At 40.8% G+C, this 1,616-nt stretch carries 3 protein-coding genes; 2 read left to right on the top strand and 1 reads right to left on the bottom strand.

Annotated features, from left to right (window positions below; genetic code table 11):
* Both PR800_RS19580 and PR800_RS19585 read left to right on the top strand, forming a co-directional pair.
* Nucleotides 1–1,043 (top strand): RNase A-like domain-containing protein (locus PR800_RS19580; RefSeq protein WP_272531271.1); only part of this gene is annotated, 1,043 nt, incomplete at its 5' end.
* 18 nt (nt 1,044–1,061) lie between these two features.
* A complete protein-coding gene (locus PR800_RS19585) occupies nt 1,062–1,328 on the top strand; it encodes a contact-dependent growth inhibition system immunity protein (protein ID WP_231068243.1) in 267 nt (88 codons plus the stop codon).
* 41 nt (nt 1,329–1,369) lie between these two features.
* Here PR800_RS19585 and PR800_RS19590 read toward each other — a convergent pair whose 3' ends face one another.
* Complete coding sequence (locus PR800_RS19590) at nt 1,370–1,546, bottom strand: SymE family type I addiction module toxin (RefSeq protein ID WP_331001552.1); 177 nt, start codon at nt 1,544–1,546, stop codon at nt 1,370–1,372.
* Between the last annotated feature and the right edge of the window lie 70 nt (nt 1,547–1,616).

The raw sequence follows: 1,616 nt of genomic DNA on the forward strand, positions 1-1,616 counted from the left end.
ATCTGAGCGACTCAGAGCACCGTCAGAAGACGTCACTGGAGCTTAAAGAGCAGCAAGGGAAGATCTCTGAGGTCGAGCAACAGAAGCTTGCTGAACTGCGGATCAAAGATACGGAAACAACCCAAAAACTGCTTGATACTTGTGCCGGCGGTGTTTCACCTGAATGTACCGCCGCCAGAAAAGACGCATTCGAAACGATAGATACCTATGTCAGTTTGACGTATCAAAACCCGAAAACAGCGCAGGCAGGTTATCAAGAAATCGAGCGTTTGTTGAACTCGACTTCACCCGAAGCACAGCAGGCGTATAATCTATTGGAATCCTATACTGAAGCCTTTAAAAACTTCGGTTATACCGATGAAGAAGCACGAACGCGTGCAGGTATGTATGTCGGGTCGATTTATCTATTGGGTGGTATGTCAGCAGTCGCAAACTCAGGCGCTTTAGTAAAACAGTTTGGGAAAGATGTTGCGAAGCCAAATGTCACAACTCCGAAAGGAAATAATGCAGGAGCGGGTAGCAACTGGACTGCTGATAAAAATGGGGCATTTAGTCCAAAAGATGATGGAACAGTTACAAATGTTGGAAAAGGCAACTCTGAGTTTGATGGTAAAACTATATATGATGCGAAAGGGAATACATCTAAAAATACAACAGTAAAAGATGAAACAACAAAAACTCTTATTTATCATGAAAATTTTGGGGGGCATGCTATTAGCCGGCATGTAGGGAAAACAGATGCTCAGCTACTAGCTCGGTTCGAAAGTGAACCAAACGTATTAGCATCATCAACGTTCACTAATATGAAAACAGCTGATTGGGCTATAGGAAACGGTATTGGTGCTAATCAAGACAAAATTTCAGCTTTTATGGCTGGAAATGGTACTCGAATTATTTTGACACATGAAACGTCAACAGACATAGGGCGAGTCATTCGTAAAGGACAAACACAGTCAACAGGGTCTAACAAGATAGTTATAGTGATTGATAAAGATCCATTGATGCCGAATGGTTATAAAATTCAAACTGCTTACCCTAAATGATATTGGAAAATAATGAATATGGAAAAAATCGATTACTTATTAGGCTGCTATTTTCATCAGGATTGGTACTGTGAAGCATCAACAGATATAGAAGTCTTAAATAACTTTGTGGCTAGAGAAACTGTAGAAACTGTTATGCTCCTTAAAAAAGAACTATCTGATATAGTAGAGGAAGGAAATGAACTTACAGAAAATTTTTTATATGAGCATAATGGGTACTATAGCCCATCTGAAGATGGGCTAACGGTATTACAATGGTTTAAAAAACTAAATGATGCATTGTGAATAAAAGTTCCCAGTATCGTACAGGGAGTCCCTTATCTACCTCACTCCTCAGCCAGCCGGATAATCAACTGTCCGGCTTGGCGAGTGAGGGTATAGTGGCTTACTACCGTAAACCCCAACTTATTCAACCATTTACCGCTTAAAGTGAGTTGTGGGCTGGGGTTGGGTTTACCTCGGTTTGGGACGTAACCCACTGTATACTTTCTGGTTTTGACCACTTCCAATTAATTACTCTTTGATGTCCACCGTTTAGCATCATGCATATGTAAGATGCTGTTGATCACGGTT

Source organism: Providencia sp. PROV205 (genome assembly GCF_028479505.1).
Classification (GTDB): Bacteria; Pseudomonadota; Gammaproteobacteria; order Enterobacterales; family Enterobacteriaceae; genus Providencia; species Providencia huaxiensis.